This window comes from Burkholderia sp. 4M9327F10, from assembly GCF_005503145.1.
Lineage (GTDB): Bacteria > Pseudomonadota > Gammaproteobacteria > Burkholderiales > Burkholderiaceae > Paraburkholderia.
In genome coordinates this window covers 86,844-110,478 of the sequence record NZ_SCNV01000003.1, presented here as the reverse complement: position 1 = coordinate 110,478, position 23,635 = coordinate 86,844, and the positions used below count along the sequence as shown (strand labels likewise).

At 60.1% G+C, this 23,635-nt stretch carries 20 protein-coding genes and 2 pseudogenes; 12 read left to right on the top strand and 10 right to left on the bottom strand.

What is annotated here, in order from left to right; translation table 11 throughout:
- Positions 1–114 precede the first annotated feature (114 nt).
- Positions 115–1,086, top strand: a complete 972-nt coding sequence (locus FFS45_RS04715; protein WP_137953555.1) for a GlxA family transcriptional regulator — start codon at positions 115–117, stop codon at positions 1,084–1,086.
- Positions 1,087–1,139: 53 nt separating this feature from the next.
- Complete coding sequence (gene mug, locus FFS45_RS04710) at positions 1,140–1,670, top strand: G/U mismatch-specific DNA glycosylase (protein WP_249362632.1); 531 nt, start codon at positions 1,140–1,142, stop codon at positions 1,668–1,670.
- On the opposite strand, the gene FFS45_RS04705 is transcribed toward mug, so the two are convergent.
- Positions 1,631–2,563 (bottom strand): LysR family transcriptional regulator, encoded by a 933-nt coding sequence (locus tag FFS45_RS04705; RefSeq protein ID WP_137953553.1) that lies wholly within the window; start codon positions 2,561–2,563, stop codon positions 1,631–1,633. The two genes, mug and FFS45_RS04705, sit on opposite strands and share 40 nt — an antisense overlap.
- A 259-nt stretch (positions 2,564–2,822) precedes the next feature.
- Between FFS45_RS04705 and FFS45_RS04700 the strand changes: the two genes are divergently transcribed.
- The 4 genes from FFS45_RS04700 to FFS45_RS04685 all read left to right on the top strand — a co-directional run bounded on the left by FFS45_RS04700 (position 2,823) and on the right by FFS45_RS04685 (position 7,875).
- On the top strand, positions 2,823–3,497 hold the full coding sequence (locus FFS45_RS04700; RefSeq protein WP_137953552.1) for an antibiotic biosynthesis monooxygenase: 675 nt from the start codon (positions 2,823–2,825) through the stop codon (positions 3,495–3,497).
- Positions 3,498–3,602: 105 nt separating this feature from the next.
- Entirely contained in the window at positions 3,603–5,258 is a 1,656-nt protein-coding gene (locus tag FFS45_RS04695; protein ID WP_137953551.1) for an MFS transporter, read from the top strand.
- Positions 5,259–5,260: 2 nt separating this feature from the next.
- A complete protein-coding gene (locus tag FFS45_RS04690) occupies positions 5,261–6,337 on the top strand; it encodes an HlyD family secretion protein (RefSeq protein ID WP_137953550.1) in 1,077 nt (358 codons plus the stop codon).
- Entirely contained in the window at positions 6,334–7,875 is a 1,542-nt protein-coding gene (locus tag FFS45_RS04685) for an efflux transporter outer membrane subunit (RefSeq protein WP_137953549.1), read from the top strand. Before FFS45_RS04690 ends, FFS45_RS04685 begins: the two co-directional genes overlap by 4 nt.
- 73 nt (positions 7,876–7,948) lie before the next feature.
- Here FFS45_RS04685 and FFS45_RS04680 read toward each other — a convergent pair whose 3' ends face one another.
- Positions 7,949–8,521, bottom strand: a complete 573-nt coding sequence (locus FFS45_RS04680; RefSeq protein ID WP_249362630.1) for a lipid-binding SYLF domain-containing protein — start codon at positions 8,519–8,521, stop codon at positions 7,949–7,951.
- Positions 8,522–8,986: 465 nt separating this feature from the next.
- Here FFS45_RS04680 and FFS45_RS04675 point away from each other — a divergent pair, with 465 nt between their 5' ends.
- A complete protein-coding gene (locus FFS45_RS04675) occupies positions 8,987–9,247 on the top strand; it encodes a hypothetical protein (RefSeq protein WP_137953548.1) in 261 nt (86 codons plus the stop codon).
- A gap of 136 nt (positions 9,248–9,383) precedes the next feature.
- Positions 9,384–9,911, top strand: coding sequence for a hypothetical protein (locus tag FFS45_RS04670; RefSeq protein WP_137953547.1), 528 nt, complete (start codon positions 9,384–9,386; stop codon positions 9,909–9,911).
- A gap of 41 nt (positions 9,912–9,952) precedes the next feature.
- On the opposite strand, the gene FFS45_RS04665 is transcribed toward FFS45_RS04670, so the two are convergent.
- Positions 9,953–10,408 carry a MerR family transcriptional regulator gene (locus FFS45_RS04665; RefSeq protein ID WP_137953546.1) on the bottom strand — a complete coding sequence of 152 codons (456 nt, stop codon included), beginning with the start codon at positions 10,406–10,408 and terminating at the stop codon, positions 9,953–9,955.
- 71 nt (positions 10,409–10,479) lie between these two features.
- Here FFS45_RS04665 and FFS45_RS04660 point away from each other — a divergent pair, with 71 nt between their 5' ends.
- Positions 10,480–11,715 carry an NADH:flavin oxidoreductase/NADH oxidase family protein gene (locus tag FFS45_RS04660; protein ID WP_137953545.1) on the top strand — a complete coding sequence of 412 codons (1,236 nt, stop codon included), beginning with the start codon at positions 10,480–10,482 and terminating at the stop codon, positions 11,713–11,715.
- 79 nt (positions 11,716–11,794) lie between these two features.
- Here FFS45_RS04660 and FFS45_RS04655 read toward each other — a convergent pair whose 3' ends face one another.
- On the bottom strand, positions 11,795–12,694 hold the full coding sequence (locus FFS45_RS04655; protein WP_137953544.1) for a LysR family transcriptional regulator: 900 nt from the start codon (positions 12,692–12,694) through the stop codon (positions 11,795–11,797).
- Between the two features lie 91 nt (positions 12,695–12,785).
- Between FFS45_RS04655 and FFS45_RS04650 the strand changes: the two are divergent.
- Together FFS45_RS04650 and FFS45_RS04645 are read left to right on the top strand one after the other, a co-directional pair.
- Positions 12,786–13,751, top strand: a pseudogene (locus FFS45_RS04650) (D-2-hydroxyacid dehydrogenase family protein); the annotation flags it as partial.
- Between the two features lie 564 nt (positions 13,752–14,315).
- Positions 14,316–15,008, top strand: coding sequence for an aspartyl/asparaginyl beta-hydroxylase domain-containing protein (locus FFS45_RS04645; RefSeq protein WP_137953745.1), 693 nt, complete (start codon positions 14,316–14,318; stop codon positions 15,006–15,008).
- Positions 15,009–15,076: 68 nt separating this feature from the next.
- On the opposite strand, the gene FFS45_RS04640 is transcribed toward FFS45_RS04645, so the two are convergent.
- From FFS45_RS04640 to FFS45_RS04630, 3 genes are all read right to left on the bottom strand, one after another.
- Positions 15,077–15,985, bottom strand: a complete 909-nt coding sequence (locus FFS45_RS04640; protein WP_137953744.1) for a proline dehydrogenase family protein — start codon at positions 15,983–15,985, stop codon at positions 15,077–15,079.
- Between the two features lie 335 nt (positions 15,986–16,320).
- Positions 16,321–16,704 (bottom strand): nuclear transport factor 2 family protein, encoded by a 384-nt coding sequence (locus FFS45_RS04635; RefSeq protein ID WP_137953542.1) that lies wholly within the window; start codon positions 16,702–16,704, stop codon positions 16,321–16,323.
- Positions 16,705–16,734: 30 nt separating this feature from the next.
- Positions 16,735–17,676 (bottom strand): aldo/keto reductase, encoded by a 942-nt coding sequence (locus FFS45_RS04630; protein ID WP_137953541.1) that lies wholly within the window; start codon positions 17,674–17,676, stop codon positions 16,735–16,737.
- 262 nt (positions 17,677–17,938) lie between these two features.
- On the opposite strand from FFS45_RS04630, the gene FFS45_RS04625 reads away from it, so the two are divergent.
- Positions 17,939–19,468 carry an FAD-dependent monooxygenase gene (locus FFS45_RS04625; protein WP_137953540.1) on the top strand — a complete coding sequence of 510 codons (1,530 nt, stop codon included), beginning with the start codon at positions 17,939–17,941 and terminating at the stop codon, positions 19,466–19,468.
- Here FFS45_RS04625 and FFS45_RS04620 read toward each other — a convergent pair.
- The 3 genes and pseudogenes from FFS45_RS04620 to FFS45_RS04610 form a co-directional block, all read right to left on the bottom strand.
- Complete coding sequence (locus FFS45_RS04620) at positions 19,432–20,907, bottom strand: efflux transporter outer membrane subunit (RefSeq protein WP_137953539.1); 1,476 nt, start codon at positions 20,905–20,907, stop codon at positions 19,432–19,434. The genes FFS45_RS04625 and FFS45_RS04620 overlap by 37 nt on opposite strands.
- A gap of 30 nt (positions 20,908–20,937) precedes the next feature.
- Positions 20,938–22,518 (bottom strand): annotated as a pseudogene (locus FFS45_RS04615) (DHA2 family efflux MFS transporter permease subunit).
- Positions 22,515–23,603, bottom strand: coding sequence for an HlyD family secretion protein (locus FFS45_RS04610; protein ID WP_137953538.1), 1,089 nt, complete (start codon positions 23,601–23,603; stop codon positions 22,515–22,517). Before FFS45_RS04610 ends, FFS45_RS04615 begins: the two are co-directional and overlap by 4 nt.
- Between the last annotated feature and the right edge of the window lie 32 nt (positions 23,604–23,635).

Below are 23,635 nucleotides of genomic sequence, written 5' to 3'. Positions count from 1 at the left end.
AGCTGCGATACCGCTCGTGAATACCGGTTAGCGGGCCTGGCCGAGTCGCTCGGGCCAAGCCAGGCGGAGCGCCGGCATCGGAAACGGGCCCATTCACTCCACCAGGGTCACGGCATGAAAGTCGCGATTGTCATATTCGATGGTGTGCAGGCGCTCGATGTTGCGGGCCCTCTCGACGTGTTCGCGGAAGCAAACACGCTCCTTTCCGCTGAGCAGAAATATGAAGTCTCTCTGGTGGGGCTTCGAGCCGGCAACGTCATCTGCTCGAACGGAATGGGGCTTTCCGTGCCGTTTGCCTATGCGGATATCGACACGAAATGGGACCTGCTGCTGATCGCGGGCGGACCGCAATTGCCCGACGTGCAACAGCCCGACGAGTTTCTGGGGTGGCTGCAAAACCAGACAAGAAACGCAACACGATTCGGCTCTGTCTGCACGGGTGCATTCGTGCTTGCCCGTGCGGGACTGCTCGACGGCAAGGACGTAACGACTCACTGGGCGGACGCGAGCCGACTTGCCAACGAGTTTCCGCAGGCGCGTGTGCAGCCCGACAAGATCTTCGTTCGCGACGGCCAGCTCTTTACCTCGGCAGGCGTGACGGCCGGCATCGATCTGTGCCTCTCGCTTGTCGCGGAAGACTGGGGGCACGAACTGGCGGTGCGTGTCGCCAAACGTCTCGTCGTTTATATCCAGCGCGAAGGCGGCCAGTCCCAGTACAGCCCGTATATGGGAACAGGGCGGGACGAAGATCCGATTATCGGCAAGGTGCACCGTTATGTGACCGAGCATATAACCGACGCGCTCTCAATCGAAGAGCTTGCCGGCGCCGTTTCGGTCAGCCGGCGGACTTTTTCGCGCGTATTTGCGAAGCATGCAAAGGTGACGCCTTCGGCGTTTGTCGAGCAGGTTCGCGTCGACACCGCGAGGAAGCTGCTCGAAGACTCGGACGCCCCGTTAAAGACCGTCGCATTCAAATGCGGCTTTCGCAGCGCTACGCATATGCGCACGACTTTCTCGCGGCGGCTAGAGGTAACGCCGAAACAATACCGCCAACGATTCCGTGGCGACGTGGTCCAGCAGGCCTGAACGAATCACCACGCCGGCAGCAAACAGGTCCATTTTCAAGGGGTATTTTCTCTGTGACTGAGGTTGACTCCCTTCCGGCTCTCCCCGATCTCATCGAGCCGGGTTTGTCGCTGATATTTTGCGGAATCAATCCAGGTCTGCGTGCAGCGTCGAGCGGTCATCACTTCGATGGCAGAGGCAACCGGTTCTGGCGAGTCATGCATCTGGCCGGTTTTACGCCCGAACAGATTCGTCCCGAAGACGACCGCACGCTGCTTCGCTACGGCTGCGGCCTCACTACGGTGGTCCCGCGCGCCACCGCGCAGGCCGCCGAGCTATCGCGCTCCGAGATTGAACTGGCCGGGGATGCATTCCGGCAGAAGATAGAGCACTACGCGCCGCGGCACATTGCCTTTCTTGGCAAGATGGCGCTCTCCGCAATCTCCGGCACGCGTGATATCCACTGGGGCTTGCAAGCCGAACCATTCGGCGGCGCTTGCGCGTGGGTCTTGCCCAACCCAAGTGGACTGAACAGGGCTTTCGACCTCGATGCGCTCGTGTCCGCTTACCGCGAAGTCCGCGTTGCCGTAGCGTCCGCGTCCTGAAGGTGCGCATTTTTGCGCAACGTCTCAGTAGCGAATTCCACGAAAGCGCGAATCTTCCCGCTGGTGCTGCGCCGCTCCACATGAAGCAGGTTCACCGGCGTCGATTCGGGCTCGAATGATGTCAGGACAGCTTGAAGCCGGCCTGCCTCGACCTCAGGCGCCGCCTGGTACGACAGCAACTGGATGATCCCCACTCCGTCGACGGCGGCGAGAACGGCAGCCGGCCCCAGATCGACAATCATTCGAGGCTGGAGCCTGACCGGTAATCTCGAACCGTTCTCGTTGAACACCCACTCGAGCGGAGAGGAAACCCCGGTGAAGGATACGCATTGATGCTGCGCCAGGTCCCTGGGGTGAAGCGGTTCGCCATGTGCCGCGATATAAGAAGGCGCCGCGTATGTTTTACGCCGCACAAAACCCAACGGCATCGCGAATGTCGATGAGTCTCCGAGATGGCCGATACGGATAGCGATATCCACGCCCTCCTCCAGAAGCCGCGTGGTTCGATCGACATACACCGCATTGATATTCACGTCCGGATAACGTAGCGCAAAGGCGTTGACCAACGGAGCCACATAGCGCTGGCCAAACAGGACCGGCGCGGAAACAGTCAACGTACCGACCGGATTGAGCTGGTCGGCCGCAATGTTTGCTTCTGCATCCGTGATGGCGTCCAGCACCTTGCGGCAGGCTTCGAGGTAGGTCATGCCTGCATCCGTCGGACGAACGCTTCGGGTTGTCCGCGCGAGCAGATGCGTGCCGAGACGGGACTCCAGCGAATTGACCGCCCGCGAAACCGCCGCCGCCGACATGCCAACTTTTTCGGCCGCGCCCGTAAAGCTACCCCGCTCGACGATGGCCACAAAAATCTCCATCTCACGCAATTTGTCCATTCCACCTCCCATCCCGATTGACTCATCTGCAAGACGCCATTTTATGCGCTGCGGTCCGCACGGTGATGATTCGAGTCCTCGCTTAACCGCTTCGAAAAAGACTCTTTCACCCGGTGCAGGTTATCAGGACATCAAATCGCCAGTTGGCAAAAATCGTTCACTCATTGGCCCAATATCAACTCGCACGGGCCACGAAAAATTAAGGCTTTCCACGACAATTACTACACGCCGCAAGGCTAACCCAACCATAGAGGTACACATGTTCACCGCAATGCTCGAAGTCCACCCGATTCCTGAACAGTTCGATGCTTATCTCGGCATGGCCAAAATGCTGCGCCCCGAACTCGAGAAAATCGACGGGTTTATCGACAACAACCGCTATGCCAGTCTCACTCGCGAAGGATGGCTGCTTTCGCTGTCGAGCTGGCGCGACGAGAAGTCGCTGATCCGCTGGCGCAGTCAGGAGAAGCACCACAAGATCATGCAAGCCGCGCGCGATCGCGTCTTTTCCGACTATCGCCTGCGCATTGGGCAGACCGTCAGCGATACCCATGTCCCCGCGGGACAGGTTCTGCTCGAGCAGCGCCTGGATGTCACCGAAGTGGGACAAGGCACGGCGGTGACACTGCATGACGGGAAATTCCCGCCGGAGTGGGTCAAGCAAACTAGCGCAGAAGCGCTGGCGAAATCACTGGGAATCGATCCAGACGCCCCCGGCCTCGTTTCGTGGGACGTGTTCGATGCATTGATGGCGCCTGGCGATGTCATCGCAGTGGTGACGTGGCGCGACCAGGCGGCAACTGAAGCATTTAACCTCAACGTGGCAACCGCTGATGGCTTGCGCCTGCGCAACGTCCGCATTATCAGGGAATATGGAATGTTCGATCGCCGGGAAGCACCGCAATACTTTAAAGAGGCAGAACAGAAGGCCTGAAACGGCCAGACTCCTTAATTGGCGTTGGAGCACTCGCTTTTTTCCTTCGGATTCCAACGCCAATATTTAGGTTACCTATTCAATATCACTTGCAACGAGACTCTTATGACAACAGGCAACTATTTAACCACTGGAGCGGACACGCCGACCGTCGTAGAGTCGCCGTTGCCCGTGCCCGTGCCGGCACCGGCGTCGGCGCAAGCCCCGGCGCCCAGTGCTCCGCCGCAAGCCGCAGCCGCGCAGGCGCTTTCGCTTCGTCTCGCGATCGGCCTTGTCGGAATGCTGCTGGCGTCGCTGCTCGCGATTCTCAACGAACAGGTCACGGCACAGTCGCTGGCGGATATTCAAGGCGCCCTCTCGATTGGACATGACGACGGCACCTGGCTGACCACGCTGTTCGAGGGAGCGAATGTCGCCTCGATGGTGTTTGCCCCGTGGTTCGGGATCACGTTCACGCTCAAGCGATTTACGATCGGCGCCGTGATTGCAACCATGTTGTTCGGGCTCCTTTGCCCGTTCGCACCGAACCTGGCTGCACTCTATATGTTGCGCGTCCTGCAGGGGATTGCCGGCGGATGTCTTCCCCCGATGTTGATCATCGTGGCGCTGCGCTATCTTCCGCCCAAAGTGAAGCTATACGGGCTCGCCGGATATGCGCTCACCGCCACCTTTGGACCGGCGCTCGGCACACCGCTCGCCGCGTTGTGGACGGAGTATGTCGGCTGGCAAATGGCGTTCTGGCAAATCGTGCCGCTTGGCATCCTGAGTTGCCTGGCAATCCAGCAGGGGCTTCCGGCAGATCAGCCCAAACTCGAACGGCTCAAGGCCTTCAACTGGACCGGCTTTGTGACGGGATTTCCCGCCGTCGCGATGCTCGTGATCGGACTGCTGCAAGGTGATCGTCTCGACTGGCTCAATTCCGGGTTCATCCGCGTGATGTTCATTGGCGGCGGCCTGCTGCTGTTGACGTTCTTCACCAACGAGTGGTTTCACCCGCTGCCGTTTTTCAAGCTGCAGATGCTTTCGCGCAGAAACTTTTCGCACGGACTGACCACCCTCGCGGGCGCGGTCATTCTGCTGGCCGGCGTGGCTGCCATCCCCGGCCAGTATCTCGCGAAGATTCATGGCTACCGGCCGCTGCAAACCGCCCCCCTCTCGTTGCTGGTGGCGTTGCCGCTGCTGATCGTGCTGCCGCTTACCGCTGCCGTGCTGAATATGCGGCGGGTCGATCACCGCTGGGTGATGGCGATCGGATTGTGCCTCATGGCGAGCACTTGCCTGATGGGAAGCTTCATGACGTCCGAGTGGATTCGCGACAACTTCTACCTGCTTCAATCGATCCAGATCGTCGCGCAACCGATGGTGATTCTGGCGATCCTGATGGGCGTGACAACCGGCTTGCCGCCAACCGAAGGGCCGTTTGCTTCGGCGATGTTCAACACGCTCAAGACGTTTTCCGCAGCTGCGGCCACCGGTCTCATCGAAGGGCTGGGTACGGATCGCGAACGTCTCCACTCGAACATGCTCGTAGACCACCTGGGCAATTTCCCCCTTGTGACGAGCCAAAGCATCGACGCGGCCCACAGCCTCGGCGAACTTGCACAACGGATCCACGTGCAGGCAGTAGTACTGGCCTCGGCGGATCTCTATCGCGTGATGGCAGGTGTTGCCATCGCCCTTCTTTTCCTCGTGCCAGTGCTACCTGTGCGGATTTACCCGCCGTGGTACACCACGCCCCCTCTTTCAACTAAGGGACGTTAATCATGTCATCCATTGCTCGTTCTCCTCTCAAGATTATTCGTGTTGCCGCGCTGGCTGCTGCGCTCGGCGTCGGCGCATGGGCTTGTACAAGCCTCGTAGGCAGCTCGAATACCGAATCCACCAACGACGCCTACGTAGAGGCTGATTTCACGCTCGTGGCGCCGCGTGTTGCCGGCCAGATATCCGATGTGTTCGTCGACGACAATCAGTCGGTCAAAGCCGGACAACTGCTGGTGCGTATCGACGACCGTGATTTCAAGGCCGCGTTGATGAGTGCCGAAGCCGACGTCACCGCGGCAAAGGCATCGGTCGCGAACTTCGACGCCGAGATCGCGCGGCAGCCCTCGCTCGTCGACCAGGCCCGCGCAACGCTTAAAGCCGACGATGCATCCATCGCGTTTGCACGAGAAGACGCCTCGCGGTACCAGAATCTCTCCGATGCCGGCGCGGGAACGGCTCAGGAGCAACAGCACGCTTCGAGCACGCTCGCCGAGCAGCTTGCGCAGCAGGCTCACGATCAGGCCGCGCTGGCGTCGACTGAGCAGAACCTGGAGATCCTGCGCACCCAGCGGGACAAGGCGGCCGGCGCGCTCGCACGCGCCGAGGCGGCGCTCGAGCAGGCCAGGCTCAATCTTTCTTATACGGAGATTCACGCGCCGGTCGACGGCAAGGTTGGACGGCGTTCCGTGCGGGTTGGCGCATTCGTGACACCCGGTGCGCCGCTGCTCGCGATCGTGCCGCTCTCCGATGCCTACGTCGTCGCCAACTTCCAGGAAAACCAGATCACCAAGATGCGGCCCGGCGAAAGCGTGCGGATCAAAGTGGACAGCTTGCCCGGCGTGGTGATTCGCGGTCATGTCGAAAGTCTCGCCCCTGCAACCGGCGTGAGCTTCGCACCTATCGCGCCCGACAACGCAACCGGCAACTTCACGAAGATCGTCCAACGCGTGCCGGTCAAGATCGCTATTGACCAGGGGCAAGAAGCAGCATCTGCGTTGAGCGTGGGACTTTCCGTCGAAACGGAAGTGGCCCTCGGTCAGCATGGCGATACCCAGCCCGAAACGGGAGAGAAAAAATGAAGACGAACTACATTTACCTGCGCGCATTGGTGTTGGAAATACTGGCGTGCCTCGTCATGGCGGGCTGTACCGTCGGGCCGAATTTCGAACGCCCTGCGACCACTCCGCCGCCACAGGTCTTTGAACGCACCCAATCTGCGCAAGCGCCGAGCAAGGCCGTCGAGTCCAGCTTCAATCCCGACTGGTGGACGCTCTTTAACGATTCCACATTGAACTCGCTCGAGCAGCAACTGGCCGCTGCGAACCTCGATGTGGCCGCGGCGTCGGCACGTCTGCGGCAAAGCCGGGCTGAACAGCGCGTTGCGGGCGCGGCGGAATATCCGACGCTGGATGGCGCAGCCTCGTATGACCGTGAGCGCGGAAGCCCGAACGGCATTCTGGGTCTGCTTGGGGTCAGCCCAACCGGCAGCCAGTCGCAATCCGCTTCGGGTGATACACCGCTGGGTGTGGCGCCGTTGCCCGGCTCCAAGGGTTCGCCGGCTTACAACCTCTATCAGGCCGGCTTCGATGCCTCATGGGAACTCGATATCTGGGGCCGCAATCGACGCGGTGTCGAAGCCGCTACTGCCCTGAGCGAAGCTTCGTACGAAGATAGAAACGCAGTGCTGCTGTCTGCCCGCGCCGAACTGGCACGAGACTATATCGAGCTGCGCGACACCCAGGCGTTGCTGCAGATCGCGAAGCAAAACCTTGAGATTGCCCGCGACACCGAGAAGCTCACGCAAGTCCGGGCACGTCAAGGCGTGACGACGGATCTGGACGTGGCCAACGCTTCTGCGCAGGCAGCGTCAATCGAAAGCCTGATTCCGACGCTGGAATCGCGCTGCGAGACCACCATCAACGCGATTGGCGTGTTGCTTGGCGAAGAACCCGGCACGCTCAAGCAAACGCTCGACGAGCCTCGGGACGTGCCCGAGTTGCCTGGACAGGTGCCTATCGGCTTTCCGTCCGAGCTTGTGCAACGCAGACCCGATATCAGGCAGGCGGAAGCGCAACTGCATGCGGCCACGGCGTCGATCGGCATGGCAAAGGCCGACTTCTATCCGCGCATAACGCTGAACGGCAGCGCGGGCTTACAGAGTCTTCAGCTTTCGAGTCTTGCCAACTGGGCATCGGGACAGTTTGTTGTCGGACCGTCCATCACGATGCCGATTTTCGAGGGCGGACGCCTCAAGGGAACGCTGCAACTGCGCGAGGCGCAACAACAGGAAGCTGCAATCGTCTACAAGCGCACTGTACTTGACGCCTGGCGCGAGGTGGACGACTCACTGGTGGTCTACGACGCCGAGCAACAGCGGCGCGACAAGCTAACGGCGGTGGTTGCCCTGAACCAGCGGGCGCTCTCGGTAGCGCAGCAGCGCTACAAGGCCGGGGCACTTGACTATCTTGATGTGCTGAACGTGCAGAAGCAACTGCTCGACGCCCAGAGCAACCTTGAACAAAGCAAGGCGACCGCTGCGGCAAATCTCATCACGCTCTGCAAGGCGCTCGGCGGGGGCTGGGAATCGACTTATGCCGATCCGCAGGCCTCGCGCTAAAGAGAAGTCAGGATGGCGGTGGCTCTTGCGGTTGCAGCCCCGCCATCACTTCAACGCCCTCACCGGCATGACCTCAAGGATTCTGTCTGGTGATTTTCTGGCCCTGCACGCCGAGCCCAGCCATCAAGCCTGACTGACCGAAGATGAACGCGTAGACATCGGAACGCGCGGTCGTGCTTGAAACGTCTGATGCCATTCCTGAGTCCGCAACGACTACGCTTGGTCCTGCGCCGACCGACCATCCGTCACTGGTGTTATTCAGGTAGTCGAGCGCCGATGGTTTCATCAGCACCATGGCTTCGGAAAAGCTCTGCGCGCCCGCCTGCAGCCCATACGATAGCGAGGTCACATTGTAGTAGCCGAGCACATGTCCATCAGGCGCAAACAGAACGCCATTGCCGCCGGAGCCGCCAACCAGAAGACCGGCTTTCAGGATGTCCGGAAACACGAGGACCCCCACCGAATGCGCGGCCAGTTCCTTCGACCGGGGCGTTGTGGTGTACAACGTATTGAGCGCTTTGCGCGCGTCCCGTTCGAGGTCGGCCCGTGACGACGCGCTGCCGGACGACCCGCCCATGTCCGAGCAGGCTGCGACAAACAGAAGAGCGAACAATGCGGCAATGCGAAGGGACTTGATGAACATCATGAGCGCTCCCGATTTTATTAGACTGCGCTTCCTCGCATTGGAGGTATGAGGGCCAGCAACAAGATTAATCGTAGACGATTTTCTTGTTTAACCGCAAGAACAGGCATTTCATTGCATAGGCGATATATTTATCAAAACATTGAGCATCATAATTTCGAAAATCTCATACAAAATAAATATCCAGCCATTTCACGGCCTTTTGTCTCATGCGCTTTCGAGGCAATGACGTAAATTGTTGATCATATTGATAGTCAATGAGGCGATTGTTCCGGGTTCCGATTCAACCGTTATTCGTGCAGACAAAGCGCTACGCCATGACAGCCCTTGTGCGACGGGTTGCTTCTGTGGCGAGTGAGTGCTATACAAACTGATATGCCAACGTTACAACGTATGCTTACGTAAAATCCACTTCTTCCGGTCGCATCGCGATCACTAACGCAATCTGTTCATTAACAGGAGAAAAACATGAAGAAATTCATGGTGGCGGCTCTGTTGGGCAGCATATCCATTGCATCCACGGGCTGGGCGCAAAGCGCCTCGGATGCGACAACGCAAGGCGGCAGTAACGATGCAATTGTACAAATGCATCAGCAGATCGCCGCGGCCAATCGCGTCTATGACAAGAAGGTCGCTGCGGCAAGAAAAGTATACGATCAGAAGAAGGCCGCCGCGGCCAAAGAACGCGATGCAGCTGTCGCTCTGGCCCGAAACGGTACAAGCCAGTAGGAACCCTGGCGGTGTCTGCCGGGCAAACGCGGTAGGCTCAGCAGCACCGTTTTGTTCAACGCTGCATTGCGCACAGTGGGATCAAATCTCCTGCAACCAGCGGATACAGGCGAAATGGGTGCACCGGGAGGGGAACATGAGCAAGCTGACCGCCACGATCAAACATGAATTCATGGAGATCTTGCCGCCCACGATTTTTTTCTTCGTCATCCTTCACATTGTCGCGCTCATTCGCACGCTCACCACCGTTGGCACCGGCATCACGCTGCCAACCTCGGCCTCCGTCACCATCGCCGCCCTGATTCTCGGTAAATCGGTTCTGGTCGCCAACATGCTGCCGTTCATCAATCGCTTTCCGGAAAAGCCGTTGATATGGAATGTCGGATGGAAGACCGCGATCTACACGTTGGTGGCACTGTTCGTGCATTACCTTGAACATCTATACGATTACTGGAAGGAGACCCCCAACCTGCTTTCGGCCAACCAGAAGTTGCTCGCCGAGCTCAACTGGGCTCACTTCTGGGCCATCCAGCTCCTGCTGGTGACGCTCATACTCAACTACTGTGTCCTTGCTGAGCTGGCACACCTGATTGGACGTGACAAGTTCACGGCGATGTTTTTCGGGCCCATGCCTGCGAAGCAGGCGGGTCAGTCTCAGGGGTAAGTTGACGAAGCTTAAAAAGGCCGCGAAAAGGTTCGCCATCCTCATCTGATTCTTGCGGGACGCGCATACCCTTTCTTGGACGATCGCCCAACCGGCTCCTGACGCAGTTTGTCGAGCACGCGCCTTGCCGCCCCCTCGCAGTCCTCGCCCTCCAACCTGTTCGTGATCTCTTCAACCAGCGCGGCCAGGTGACGCTTGCTCTGTGCCAGATGCTGCTCCAGCGATTCGATCTCGCCGATCTTGCGCTGAAGTGCCTGAAGCAGGGTGTCGTGGGACCACGAATTCAGATCGGACGGTAAGAACGCGCGAATTTCTTCCAGGGAAAACCCCGCGCTTTGCGCACGCCGGATGATCTCCAGCCGGGTCAACGTCTCCGAATCATATTCGCGGTAGCCGTTGGTTTGCCTCTGTGCGGGCTGAAGCAAGCCATGCGCTTCGTAGAAACGGATTCGCGAGGCGGCAAGGCCGCTTAGTCTCGCAAGCTCGCCAATCTTCATCTCGCTCTCCTGGACGCTTGACATTAAAGCTAACTTTAAGGTTAGTCTGCCGTCAACCATGGATACGCACGATGAAGCTGTTCACGCCCCTTAGCCTGCCCAATGGCGCCACGATTTCGAACCGTCTGGCCAAGGCCGCGATGGAAGAAAATATGGCGGATGCAGATCATGCGCCGTCCGATGCGCTTCTGCGCCTTTACGATGCCTGGGCTCAGGGCGGCGCTGGCCTGATCCTGACCGGCAATGTCATGGTGGACAGCCGTGCGATGACCGGGCCGAACGGCGTGGTCATCGAGGATGACTCGCACCTCGACCGCTTTCGTCGCTGGGCGCAGATCGCGCGTGCGCATGGCGCCCATATCTGGATGCAGATCAATCACCCCGGCCGTCAGATGCAGGCGGCGCTTGGCCAGGCCACGCTTGCGCCATCTGCTGTGGCGCTGGAGCTGGGGGCTTTGTCCAGACAATTTCCCGTGCCAAGAGAAATGACCGAAGAGGACATCGCCGACGTGCAGCAGCGCTTTACGCGTAGCGCACAGCTCGCGGAGCAAAGCGGCTTCAATGGCGTACAGGTTCACGCGGCGCACGGCTATCTGCTGAGCCAGTTCCTTTCACCGCTAACCAACAAGCGGCGCGACCAGTGGGGCGGCTCCATCGAAAACCGCGCACGCCTGCTTGTCGAAATCGTCCGCTCGGTGCGCGGCGCCGTCGCGCCCGGGTTCGTGGTCGCGGTAAAGCTGAACTCGGCGGATTTCCAACGCGGCGGATTCAGCTCCGAGGATGCGAAGCGTGTGGTCGAGATGCTCAATGGGCTCGGTGTCGATCTCGTGGAACTGTCCGGTGGAAGCTACGAGGTGCCGGCCATGCAAGGACAGGCCCGCGACGGCCGCACGCTTGCGCGTGAAGCGTATTTCCTTGAATTCGCACGCGACATTCTGGATGTTGCGCATATGCCCTTGATGGTAACGGGCGGCATTCGGCGCCGCTCGGTGGCCGAAGAAGTGGTCGAAAGCGGCATCGCGATGGTTGGTATCGCAACGGCGTTATCCATCAATCCGAGTCTGCCGCGCGACTGGCAGGACGGCAAGGACAACGCACCGACGCTGCGGCCGATAGGATGGAAAAACAAGGCGCTCGGTTCGCTCGCCAATATGGCGGTCGTCAAGTTTCAGTTGGGGCGGCTCAGCAAGGGGCGCGCGTCCAACCCGGGCGTCTCGCCGCTCAGGGCGCTGGTGTTGCAGCAGATCACGGCCGCGTGTCAGACGCGCCGTTATAAGCGGTGGATGGGATGGAGAACGCAACGCTAGCGCCAGCGCTGCTGGTTTTTCTATACCTACCCGATTTCCATGATGTTAGCAGTCCGACTGATAATCAAGGGGCGTGGCCTCAACCAAGGGGGAGCGTGGCCTGCTCACGGATCATGTCGTAAAGCGCTTGTGCCGCCGGCGACAGGTGGGCGGTCTTTCGTGCAACGAGAACAAGGGTTCGCGAGACCGCCGGATGCGTGAGCTCGATGGTGCGCACCGTGGGATAGGCGCCCTTCTGGATCGCCAGTCGCGGCACCACCGCAGCACCCACGCCTTGCGCAACCAGCCCCACGGCGGTCGAACTGCGCTGCACCTCGTAGAATGAGCGCAACGCGAGGCCGCTCGTCTCGAGCGCGAGATCGAGCAAGGCGCGGTTGCCGCTCACCTCGCCGGCAAAGATCAGCGGATACGGCTGCAACTGCTTCCAGGCAATACGTTGCCGGTGTGCCAGGGGATGATCCTCATGGCAGATCAATACGAACCGGTCCTTGGTCAACGGCACGCTGAACAGTTCAGGGTGATGCTCCCCGGCGATGTTGATGCCAAATTCCGCCTCACGTCGCAGCACCGCCTCCACGACGGCAGACGAGGCGTGATCGAGAATCTTGATGCGATTGTGCGGGTAACGCGCAGAGTACGCCTGCATGATGCGCGGCAGGTACTGTACGCCCACGGTCGGCACGCATGCAATCGAAACGTCGCCGCGCCGGGCAATACCGGTCTCACGAATCTCGACCAGGGCATCGGCCAGTTCGCCGAGCAGCCGCCGTGCCTGCGGGAGGAAGTCGCGGCCGGTTGGTGTGAGTGCGATCGACCGTGTGGTGCGCTCGATCAGCGTTACGCCGAGAAAATCTTCCAGCTTGCGCAAACGCTGCGTGATTGCTGTTTGGGTCACGTGCAAGGCATTGGCGGCGCTTTGAAAGCTGCCACGATCAGCAATGGCGATAAATGCCTGCACACCGAGGGTGTCGATTTTCATAAGAAAAATGCACCAATTGCTGAAATAATTTCATTTTACTGCTGACCGTGCGGCGCTCAAGATATGAGCATAGCAAGGAGACGGCCCCACCATGAACATCACCATTCTGGACGATTACTTCGACACGCTGCGCGGCCTGCCCTGCTTCGGCAAGCTGGAAGGTCACACAGTCACCGTATGGAACGATCACGTGCAGGAGGTGGATGCGCTAGCCGAACGCCTGCGCGATACCGAGGTGCTGGTATTGATCCGGGAGCGTACCCAGATCCGCGCGCCACTCATCGCCCGGCTGCCGAAACTGCGGCTGATCAGCCAGCGCAGCGTCTTTCCGCATATCGACATTGAGGCCTGCACTGAACACGGCGTGATCGTTTCTTCGAACCAGCATGCCGGCAGCCCTTCCTATGCTGCAGCCGAACTGACCTGGGGCCTGGTCATCGCAGCCATGCGCCAGATTCCGCAGCAAATGCAGGCGCTGCAGACCGGCCGCTGGCAGATCGGCGTGGGCCGCAGCCTGCGCGGGCGCACGCTGGGCATCTACGGGTATGGCCGCATCGGCGCGGAGGTGGCGCGCTACGGCGCTGCCTTTGGCATGAAGGTGCTGGTCTGGGCCAGAGAGGCCTCACTGCAGCGGGCACGCGAAGACGGCTGGGAGGTCGCACCCGATAAGCGCCGCTTCTTCGAGACTTGCGACGTGCTCTCGCTGCATATGCGTCTGGTGAAGGAAACGCGTGGCATCGTCACCGCGGAAGATCTGGAAAGAATGAAACCCAGCGCCCTGCTGGTCAACACCAGTCGCGCCGGACTGATTGCGCCGGGCGCGCTTGAGCAGGCACTGCATGCCGGGCGGCCCGGCATGGCGGCGCTAGACGTCTATGACGAAGAACCGTTGCGGGATCCGCAGCATCCACTGCTGCTTATGCCCAACGTAGTTTGCACGCCGCATATCGGCTATGTCACAGAGGACGAATATGAAATCCAGTTCTCCGACATTTTCGATCAGATCGTGTCCTATGCTGCCGGCAAGCCTATCCACGTTGTCAACCCGGAGGTGCTGGCGCGCGCAATACCCGACCATTGCGCTCACACCGAGACGGACACGCACAGTCTCATCGAGCCGCTGATCCTGGACCTGCTGGAATGGATTGGGCCGGAGGCCCGGCCTTACAGTGAAGTAATCGAAGCCTGGCGCACCTCCTGTCCGCGCCTTCCGGTCTGGGAAGAAGCCAACGCGCAAGGCTATCTGACACGCACTCATTCGCCCGAGGGCGTGGCCGAAGTGATGTTGAGCCAGGCCGGCGCCGCCCATCTGCGCGCCAGCCGCAGCATGCCAAAGGTGAATCCGTAGAGAAGTGATCCGTAAGCAAGGCAGTAAGCTTCGAGTCAAAATGCGTAACACATGTGAGTACGCGTGAAACCTCATACGCGACGTATCGATCTACACTAGGCGTGTGCGTCGCCCGTCGCGGAGGCGCTTTATCTATCTTCTTGCCTTGGGCCGCCTTCGCAGGTGCGCCGTTTTTGCGCGTAGCCATGCGCAGCGGGAAAAGATCATAAATCGCCAATGTATATCGAAGACTGCTCAGCTACCAAGACCCTGACCGCCGCCGCGACAAGAGCAATGGACCGGCTCTACGACAGCGGCGCGAGACTGATGCGCCGCGTCTACGACCGGCGCCTGCATGATACGGCGGTGCTGGACGCTGCACGCCATTTCCCCGACGCCGAACGCTTCCAGTCAAACTGGCGGACAATTCGCGCCGAGGCGCTCGAGGTCGCGGCAGGCCTTGCCCGCATCCCGCGCTTTCATGAAGTCATGCGCGAGCAGGCCGATATCTCCGCCAACGACGGACGTGACTGGCGCATGTACATCATGCAAGCCTATGGCGTGCGCTTCCCGAGCAACCTCGCGCGCTGTCCGGCGCTCGCCGCACTCGTCGCCCAATCGCCTGACGTGCTCTCGGCCTCGTTCTCGTTTCTTGCCCCGGGCAAATACATCCCGCCGCATCGAGGCCCGTTTCGCGGCATCCTGCGCGGCTATCTGGTCCTGTCAATGCCGCTCGATGCCGAAGGCATGCCGGCTGCAACGCTTAGCGTCGACGGTCGCGCGCATCGACTGCACGACGGCGAGTTCATGCTGTGGGACGACACGTTCGAGCATGAAGTGCGCAATGCAAGCGACGAGGTGCGCATCGTGCTCTTGCTGGATATCCGCCGCCGCCGCATGCCGCTCGACTTGCGGCTCCTCTCGAACGCAGTGATTGCGCTGGTGCGGCTAGGCATCCGGTTGCGCGGCTCGAGGATTGCTGTTTAGCTGCCTAGTGAAAGCCGACTTGCATTGAAGTAGCGTGCAAGCCGGCGTCAACACACGCGCGGTCAGTATCAGCGGTCAAACATCGCTTTTATCACATGGCCCGCAATACTCGGATTCTCCTTGATTCGCCGCGTACTGTAGCCGTACCAGTCCTTGCCGTAGGGGACATAGATACGAACGTTGAATCCCATGCCGAGCAACCTGTCACGCAGCGGCTCGCACACGCCAAGCAGCATCTGGAATTCAAATTTCCTACGGTCCACTTCTTCGCGATCCACGAGTGAGACTATTTCATTCACTAGCGCCGTGTCGTGCGTCGCGATGCCGACGAATGCCCCCGCTTTGAAACAGCGTGACACGTGGTTGATAAAATGCGGGTTGATCGCCGCCCGGTCCTCGCGCGCAAGGCCAACAAGGTGCACTGGATTCTCCATGTAGATTCCCTTGCAGATACGCACCGTGCTCCTCACATGCGGAAGCTGCCCAATGTCCTCGTAGGTGCGTTTCAGATAGGCTTGCAAAGCCAAACCGACGTTGTCATGGTTTGACTCCAATCTGGCGAAGAGGTCGATTTCCTTCTGCGTACAACTGACATCTTCCATATCGATGCAAGCGAAGTTTTCATCGAGCGACGCTGCGTTCAGAATGCGTTTAACCAGACGCTCGCACGCCGCCTCGTCAACGAGTAACCCAAGGGCGGACGGCTTGATCGATATTTCCGCGTTCAGGCGATGCACGCGGATCGCATCGAGTACCTTGATGTACTCGCTGGCCATGATTTCCGCCTCATCTAGCGATGAGACGGTTTCGCCCAATACATCGAGCGTGGCGCTGAACCCTAAGGCGTTAAGCTGCTGGACTCGCTCGATCGCGCGGTCCAGTGACTCACCGGCAATATAGCGTCGCGAGATTTTTCGGACCAGTGCATGAGGGATAAACGGAATGGCGAGCGCCGCCACCGTATTGAACATACGCATGTTGTCATCCATGACGAAGAACAGCCGGCCCACCCGGTACATATATCTGTGCAAATGGGCTAGGCATCACAGCCCATCCCGAGTTTGTCGAAATGGGCGCGGATAGCCGTACTCCCGCCAACTGCGCGGCGGCAAGTGCGGTCTAGTTCAGAGGATCGTCAGTGGAGGCCAAGCTGCTGCGTACATTTTCGTGCTGGGATTAGATGGCTTTCAGAGGTCCGGCGATAATACCACGCCGCTTTACGCGAGCTCCGCCACGGTGGAGCCTGAAATTTGTTTTGGGTTTGAACAGTGCAGTCATCGAGCAATTAAGCCCATCCCGCTGCAACGTCACGTCATGAGATCTTCTGAACCCATTGACTCCGCCAACCCGGTGCTTCGAAGGGATCCGAAAAATACTGGGTCTCGTGAACCACCTTGCCGTTGCGAAACTCCATGATGCTTACTGTGTAAGCCGCTCGCCCCTGATAGGTGATGGCATATTCCGTGACCCAAAGACTGCCCTCCCCTTGAATTCGCCTGACATCGAAACCTGACGGCTTGCCTGGATGATGACCCCGCAACGCCTGCAAATTGGCGCGCCCCAGGATGCGCTCACCTGACTGGGGATAGTCACAGATGGCATCGTCATCGTAAATGTCGTGTTCCGCGTCGAGATTGCCAGCCGCCGACGCCTGCCAGTGTGCATTCAAAGCTTCATGTATTTTTTCGTCCTGCATGGCGTGCCTCCGGATAACGTTCGGATCCAGCTATTGGGTACGTCGCGGAATAAACCCGGGGCTGCCCGTCTTGACGACTTCGTTGAACCTCTGCCTTGTCTCGATCCGGTTAATCTCGTCGAATGCGTCTGCGGGAAGCGCCGAGATATCGAAATTCTCGCGCGCACGGTCAGCCGTTTTTGGGGTGGTAAGCAAAGCTCCGCCGCGCTGGATCGCCCAGGCTAGCAGCACCTGTGCCGGTGTCTTGCCAATGCGCCCGGCAATCTGCGAGACGACCGGGTCTTCGAGCGGCCCCGGCCTGATTCCGTGACCCAATGGCGCGAAGGCCAAAAATACTATTTCGTTGTCCTTGCAAAATTCAAGTAGTTCAGTTTCCGGAAGATAGGGATGGGCTTCCACCTGCACTACCGCTGGCTTGATTCGTGCCGATTCATAGAGGGGTCGCAATTCGTTCAGGCCGATGTCAGACAGTCCGATGGCGCGGCAGCGCCCACGGTCAACGAGCGCTTCCATCGCCCTCCACGTGTCTGCCAGAGTCACACCTTTGTCATAGATGACGTCACCGTTTTCATCGCGTGGGTCCTGCTCGTCTCCCGGTTGAAATGCAAACGGAGTGTGTATCAGATAGAGATCCAGATAATCGAGCCCGAGCCTTTCAAGACTTGCCTCGAAAGCCGGTTCGACACGCTCGGGCCGATGGTTGGAATTCCACAATTTTGTGGTCACGAAGATGTCTTCGCGCTCGATCTCGCCGGCAGCAAGCTCGATGCGCAACGCCTCGCCCACCTCGCGTTCATTCCGGTATCGCTCGGCACAATCGATGTGCCGATAACCGGCTTTCAGCGCGTCGGTGGTAGCACGGCGAGTCGTAGCCGCATCGGGAATCAGCGTGCCAAATCCGAGCGCGGGCATACGTCCGCCTCCATGACCAAGCACTATCCTTTTGCTCGGGAAATCGGAAGACTCAATCATGGTGACACCTCCGCATGACTTCATGCCTTGCGACGAAGGACCAGCGTGTGCGCCTGCAATTGCGGCGACAAACAGATCCGCTTGCTGAACCAGTGTAGCAAATGAATGACGAAGCGGCAGCGGAGCGTTCCGGGAGGGACAGACAAGCCGCTCAAAGCGAACCTCATTCGGGTACGGACCCACGAGTGTATGATCCTCAGCGAAACCGCCGCCTCTTTTGGCATTGAATGGAAGCGGTCAACGCGTTTAAGGGACTTTCGCCTTGATCTATGACGTCGTGATTGCCGGTGCCGGCCCCGTCGGCCTGTTTCTCGCCTGTGAGCTGCGCCTCGCAGACCTCTCCGTGCTGGTGCTGGAACAGGCCGAGGACCCGGACTCACCCTTGAAGCGGCCTCCGTTCGGCAGGCGCGGTCTTTCGGTACCCACCATCGAAGCCTTTTACCGTCGCGGGTTGCTGAACGACATTGCGGCTCCCCAACGTACGAAACATGACACGGCCGGCAGCAGCGCTTCGACGGCGGGGCAAGGAACGCAACAGCCGCACCGTCAGGGCGGCCATTTCGCCGGCATCCCTTTCGACTATGACAACGTTGATGTCTCGAAGTGGCCATATCGCCTGCCGGGCCCCGGGGGCACCAGCATGGCAGCTGATATGGAGCAGATCGAGTCCGCCCTGGGTGCACGCGCCAGTGCAATGGGAGTGCAGATCAGGCGCGGCCTCGGCGTTGAAGATTTCGAGCAGTCGCAGGACGAAGTGGCGATTCGCGCCGGTGGCGAGACTTTTCGCGGACGCTGGCTCGTGGGTTGCGACGGCGGCCGCAGCACCGTGCGCAAGGTAAGCGGCTTTGAGTTCGTGGGCACCGAACCCGAACTCACGGGCTATTCCGTTCAGGTCACGATGGCGGATCCCGACAAGCTCGCCCAGGGGCGCAACTACACGCCGACGGGCATGTATTTTCAGTCGCAGCCCGGCACCATTGCCATGGTCGAGTTCGACAAGGGCGCTTTCCACCGTACCCAGCCGATCACACTTGAGCACGTGCAGGCAGTGTTGCGCCGCATCTCCGGCACCGACGTCACCTTGACGGCCCTGCTGCTGGCCACCACCTGGACGGATCGCGCCTACCAGGCGACGGCATACCGCAAAGAACGCGTGCTGCTCGCGGGCGACGCCGCGCACATCCATTCTCCTTTGGGTGGCCAGGGGCTCAACCTCGGGCTTGGCGATGCGATGAACCTTGGATGGAAGCTCGCTGCCACCATCCGTGGCGACGCGCCGGCCGGTCTGCTCGACAGTTACCGGAGCGAACGGCATCCGGTGGGAGCACAGATTCTTGACTGGTCGCGCGCCCAGGTTGCCCTCATGCGGCCGAGCCCGCATTCCCGCGCACTCGAAGCCATCATCCGTGATCTCATCGACACGCGCGACGGCGCGACATACTTCGCCGAACGCCTGTGGGGTGTTTCGCTGCACTACGATTCTGGTAGCGGCCACCCGTTGGTGGGCCGCAGCGCTCCCGACTTCGAGCTGCTCGACGGGACGAAGCTCGGTGAGCTCATCGGCAACGGCAAAGGCTTGATTCTCGACTTTGACGCTCGTCCCTCGCTTGAAGCGCTCGCACGGCGCTGGAGTGGCCGGATCACGTATGTCGCAAGTGACGCCAAAGACCGGCTCGGATTAAGCGCAGTGCTGGTGCGCCCGGATGGCTTCGTCGCCTGGGCTGGCGATGCTGCTTCCAACCATGAGGAAGCCGCTCAGGCGGCGTCGCGCTGGTTTGGCGAAGCCGGATAGGTGGACTCCCAACCACCGCCCAGTGCCTTGTAAAGGGAGACGAGCGTCGTGGAAATGCCGGTGACGTTGTCGTTCAAGTCCCTTTGCCCCGAAAGCAACGTCCGCTGCGCATCGAGCACCTGCAGGTATGATCCGGTGCCGCTAGTGTATTGTGCCCGGGCCAGTCGGAGTGCGTTTTGATCTTCACTCACGGCCGCTTGCAGTTCATCACGCCGTAGCTGTTGCGACGAATACTGCGTCAGAGAATTGTCGATCTCGTGCCAGGCCGAAAGCACCACGCTCTGGTATTTGACAGCGGCTTCCTGCTGCTGCAACGTCCGCAGGTTAAGCGTACCCTTCAAGCGTCCTCCTTCGAAGATCGGCCAACTGATGGACGGACCAATCGAAAACTGATGGGACGCCCAGTCACCCAGTTGACTGAATTCCAATGCCTGCACGTTCGCACTGCCGGAAAGCGTGATGGTCGGGTAGAAGGCTGCCTTTGCCACACCGATCTCCGCCGTTGCCTGGTGCAGGCTTGCCTCAGCCTCGCGAATGTCCGGCCGCCGTCGCGCCAGTTCGGATGGAATGCCAATCGGCACGACCGGTGGCGTCGGCGGCACCGGCTGGCTGGTCTTTAGTTCGGTGCCCAACGCACCGGGTACCTCGCCTAGCAGGAAACTCAGACGATTGATGGTCTCATCCTCCTGTTGCTGCAATTGTGGCAGCAGCGCAGCCTCGCTCGACACCTGGGACGCCGCCTGCGCAACGTCCAGGCCGGTCGCGAGCCCGTGCGCTTTCTGCTCGCGCGTGACCCGTTCGATGTCCTTGGCCGTGTTCAGATTTTCGAGTGTAATGGCATAGTCGGATTGAATGCCGCGCAACTGAATATAGTCACGCGCCACTTCGGCCATCGTGGACAACAACAGGCCGCGGCGCTCGTCGGCCTGCATCTCCACCGATGCATCGGCCGCTTCGACCTGGCGGCGCACCTGGCCCCAGAGGTCCAGTTCCCAAGACGCGTCAAAGCCCGCCTGGTAGACGTTGATGGGAGGGATGCCGTTGCTCTGACCGGGAGCCAATGCGCTCAGCAGGCCATTGGCACTCGCCTGCTCGCGCTTGGCGTCGGCATTGGCTTCGACGGAAGGATACTGGCCTGCCGCCGTGACCGTGCGTGTCGCGCGACTTTCTGCAAGGCGCAGCGAAGCGACCTTGAGATCAAGGTTGGAGTTGGCGACAGCATCCTCGAGCTTCGCCAGTTCAGGATCGTTGAACGTAGTCCACCATGCCGGATTCACCGGTTGCGCGCTCACGTGACTCGGTTCCGAACGGGCTGCATCGCATGCCGACGTGCACCAGGTCTTCGGCACCGACGCATCAGGCTGCACGAAGTTCGGGCCGACGGTACATCCGGCGAGCAGCGTGACTGCTGCGGCAATTTGAAATTTACGGATATTCATGATGTCGATTCTCGAAAATGGAACATGCAATCAATGCATCGGCGCGGACTGGTTGCCGCTATCCTTGACGGGCGACAGCAGCATTGCCAGCGGGATCATTGCGGCAGCCAGGACAGCGCCATAGATGAACACGTCGGTGTACGCCAATACGGCGGACTGAAGCTTGAGCGTATTGAACACAAGCGAAACCGCCTGGTCATGCAAAGTGCTGGCAGCCCAACCCAGCGAGCGCAGCGCGGCCTCGTTCTGGGCAACGAGTTCATTGAAGGGCTTGTTGAACGGCGTGAGCCACGTCGACAGATGCGCCTGGCGAGCTTGCGTGCGTTCCGTGACGAGCGCGGTGCAGGCCGAGATGCCAATCGAGCCGAACACGTTGCGCAGCATCACGAACAGGGCCGCGGCGTCGGCGCTCAATTCCTTTGGCATGCTGTAGTAGGACATGATGCTGATCGGGACGAACAGGAATCCTAATGCAGCGCTCTGCAGGCAACGCATGATCGCCAGCGTGCGGAAATCAATGGAAGGCGTCAGCGTGTAGCTATAGCAAAGCGCGAGCATCATGACGCCGAAACCCGCTGCGATCACATAACGCAGTTGCACGACTTTCAGCAGGCGGCCGACCGGCGGAATGAGCAGGATAATCACCACGCCACCGGGCGCGAGCACAAGTCCGGCCCATGTCGCCGTGTATCCGATCGTCTGCTGGGCGAACTGTGGCATCAGAACCGACGTGCCATACAAAATGACGCTCATGCCGACGATCAGGATCGAGCTGACCGCGAAATTGCGATCCTTGAACACGCGCAGATCGACAACCGGTTTCTTTGCGCGCCACAGCCAGATGACGGCGCATACGAGTCCGAAAGCCGCAAGGATGGCCAGGTGAACGATGAGCGACGACCCAAACCATCCCTCGTCTTCGCCACGATCCATCATGACCTGCAGGCACCCCAGGCCGATTGTGATCAAAGACAACCCGACGTAATCGACCGATTGCTTCTTGCGGACCGCCCACGGTGGATCCTCCACGAGCGCGGCCACGGCAAAGCAGGCGAATGCGCCTACCGGGATGTTGATGAAGAAGATCTAGCGCCAGGAGGCGTGATCGGTAATATAGCCGCCGAGCACCGGGCCAAGCACGGGCGCCACGATGGTTGCAATCGCGGTGATCGCAAAGGCCGCGGCGCGCTTTTCGGGCTCGAACGAGTCGAGCAAGATCGCCTGCTGGTTCGGTTGCAAGCCTCCCCCGAAAAAGCCCTGCAGCAACCGGAACACGATCAGTTGCGGCAGGCTGTGCGCGACGCCGCACAGTAGCGAGCAGACCGTGAACATCGCGATGCAGATGAGGAAATAGCGCTTTCTGCCGAACACGCTTCCGAGCCATCCCGAGATGGTCAGCACGATGCCGTTGGCCACCAGGTACGAGGTAAGCGCCCAGGTGGCGTCGTCGGAACTGATCGAAAGACTCCCCGCGATATGCGGCAAGGCGACGTTGACGATGGTCGTATCGAGGATTTCCATAAAAGCCGCGAGCGTCACCACCACCGCAATCAGCCAGGGATTGGCGCGCGGCTTCCACGTCGGGGTCTGGGTCTGGATAGCCGCGTTCATCGCAACTCCACCGACGGCTCGACCGATAGATTGAGAGGCAGCGGCCGGTTCGGATTCATGCCCGAGTCGATTACGATCTTCACCGGCACCCGCTGCACGATCTTGACGAAGTTGCCGGTGGCGTTCTCGGCCGGGAATGCAGTGAACCTGCCGCCCGAACCGAGCTGGATGCTATCCACATGTCCTTTGAGCTTCAGATCCGGATAGGCATCGACGGCGATCGACACACTCTGCCCCGCGCGCATATGCGTGAGTTCGTTCTCCTTGAAGTTCGCCGTGACCCAGACTTCGGGACTGACAATGGAGAACAGTTGCTGCCCCACCTGAACGTAGTCCCCTTTCTCCACCTGCCGTTTGGTGACCCAGCCGTCCTGCGGGGCGCGGATGTCGCACCAGCCGACGTTGAGGTTCGCCTGATCGAGGTCGGCCTGCCCGGTCTTCACATCACCCTGGAGCTGCTGGACCCGGGCCGCGGCGTCGGCAATATGCAGGTCGACCGGCTCGGCCTGGCGCTGCTGTGCCTGAGCTTCCTGCACTTGCGATTCCGCGGCGTTGCGGTCAGCGGTCGCATAGTCGACGTTATGTGAGGTCGTGGCCTCGGCCGGGATTTCGTGCTGACGATCGAACTCCGACTGCGTCTTGAAGAGGTTGGCGCGCTGCGTAGCGAGCGTTGCCTGCGCTTCCGCCAGCTTGGCGGGATACGTAATCCTCGCGATCTGCAGTTGTGATTGCGCCGAGGCAAGCTGCCCTTCCGTCGATTCCAGACTGCCTTGCGCATGTGCGCGCGCCGCCATGTAGTCGGTGCATTGCACCCTGACGAGGAGTTGTCCTGCATGCACGAACTGGTTGTCGGTCACGTCGAGCGTCTCGACATAACCGGCGACGTGAGGAGCGACCGTGATCGCCCGTCCGTCCGTGTAGGCATCGTCAGTGGACACGTCCTTGCCACTCGTCAGGGAGTACGCGATACCAGCGGCGGCCAGAGCGGCACCGGCAATCGCCGCGACCAGAATCTTGTGCTTGCGGGGACGCGGCGCGCGCCTGGTTTGCGCCTGAACGTCTTCCTGCGTCTCTACGTCACTCATGGGGAAAGCTCCTGTTTCGAAGGACCGGCTCG